General features: G+C 37.0%; 1 protein-coding gene. It reads right to left on the bottom strand.

Features of this window, described 5'->3' with window-relative positions:
* Positions 1-2,227: ImcF-related family protein (locus tag VXQ92_RS15930; protein WP_416682472.1), on the bottom strand; the 2,227-nt coding region annotated here is incomplete at both ends.

Raw genomic sequence — 2,227 nt, 5'->3', positions numbered from 1 at the left:
GCTTATTAATTTCATCTTGAGTAGGTGTAATTAAGCTTTCAAAGGCTTGGGTAAGTGGACTCACCACTAATTTTTGTAGAAGTTGCTGATCAATTTCACTGAAACCAACCGCCATCTTTTCATCTACAATTTTTTGAGTCTGGTTAAATACCGATGTCTGCTCATTTAAAGTTTGCTTAACCAATGTCATCGCATTCGGTCCGATCTCACCCGCATTCTTAAGTTCATTAAACTTACTACGTACTAAGGCAAGATTTGTCATATATTCATCAAGCAAAGATTTACCTTGCTGATCATCACGTTTACGAACCAATTGATAGAACATTTGATATTCTTGAGAAATAGGTCCTTGAGCATTCGTTACAGCCTGATTTGCTAATTGTTTATCATCATGATTTAAAACCTTACATTTAAACCATGCAATAAATCCTTTTTGAGGTGCAGCTAACTCGGCTTGAACGATCGGATTATCCCAATTTGTTTCAATGGCTACGCGTTCAATAAGCGTGCGAATTGGTGAATTTTGCGGTTCGCCCAATACATCAATATTTTTAACTTGCTGAGCAAACTGAGTTGCTTTTGCATAGTGAATACCACTTAAGAATTTTCTCCACTCTGCAATATATTCTTGTTTATACAATGCAGTAAGCTGCTTTCTAATTTGCTCTGGACTACCTGAGAAAGTTAAATCATCAGATTGACGGCTATTAAGCACCCAGTCTTTAGTATCCGTAGGTTTGTCTGCTGCTTCCTCAATTGCTTTTTCTACATACTCGTTCCAAGCTTTTTGAGTAAATACCCCTGGTAATGCATAACTACCCAATACAATATTTTTATTTGCGTCACCTACAATCTGGCTTACAGTTAAAGCTGGGAAGCGCACAGCAGCACGCATTTTAATTTCGTTATAAACACGGTCACGCGCTGGCATACCTCTAATAACAGAGAGCAATACCTGACGTGTCTGATCTACAAGTTGAGAGTCAGCATCCAAGATCGGGAATTGTTTATCATTTGCCAATGTCATTGCATAGGATAAGATCTGCTCAGCTTCTTGGATCATATCTGCACGTGGCATCTGCCCTTTATTGGCATCAAGCCAAGAACGCCAGAAACGCGTTACCTGATCACTTAAGTGACTTGCATCCATATACTGTGGATTGCTCATCATTAAATATGCTTTTAAAGCATTATAAGCATCTTGAGGGTTGGTATCCGAAGGCTCTAAATATTGCTGAGTTTGAGCAGTTTGCTTGATCTCAACATTGGTATGATTTGCTTTTAAAGTTGCTTCGTTATTTTTTACACGTTGCAAATACTGAGCAATATTTTGCTGTGTAGGTATCAAAACAATTTGCTTAACACCTTTTAAATATTCAGCTTTTAATTTTTCACGTAGCTCATTACCTTGATATAAACCAAAACTAAATTTTAGTGGTCTATTTTCATCAAATTCGTCTAACTGTTGTAGACGTCTTTGCAAGATAAGTAAGGCCTCTAATTGAGTCGACAATTGTTGACCTGAACTCTTTTCCAATTGAACAACTTTATTTAAATCAGCTTGAACTTCAGCAATAAGTTGTTGATTGTTACGATATGACCAAACCCACACACCTAGAATAATGGATACGCCAGCTAAAGCACCAATAAATGCAATATAACGCTGACGCTTTTTGCTTGTATTGACATGCTGTTTAACCAGATCTTTATCTTTTAAAATGACATCTGAAAACAAGCCTTTTAAGAAATAACCATGGTTAGGCGTTGTTTTTAGTTGATCTTTTACTTCACTTTGAGCAATTTGGGAAAGCTGGAATTCCTGTGCAATTTGCTCAGTCATTGGACTTTCTATTACGCCTTCTTGCAAAGCACTCGTGAAATAAAACCCGCGGAAAACTGGTTGGAACTGGTAAGGGTTATCTTCAAACAGTGTCGCAATAAAACTTTTTAATGCTGGTTTTAATGTCTTAAATTCTAATGGGAAAGTCATCACACTAGGTGAGATATTTTGAGAATGTCGACGGCTAAGATGAGTTGAACTGACCCCTTTTAAACCGTCATAAAGAATATTATAGTGTTTCTCAAAAAGATCTACAGCATTATGAGAAGAGTTTTGCTCATATGGTAGTGTTGCACCCCACGCCTGATTATATTCTTGTGCTTCATAGAATTCGAAAAATTCAGTAAAACCCGCGATCAAATCCATTTTTGAAAAGACTAGATATAC

It is taken from the genome of Acinetobacter sp. 228 (assembly GCF_048147885.1).
This window is presented reverse-complemented; position numbering and strand designations above follow the sequence as displayed.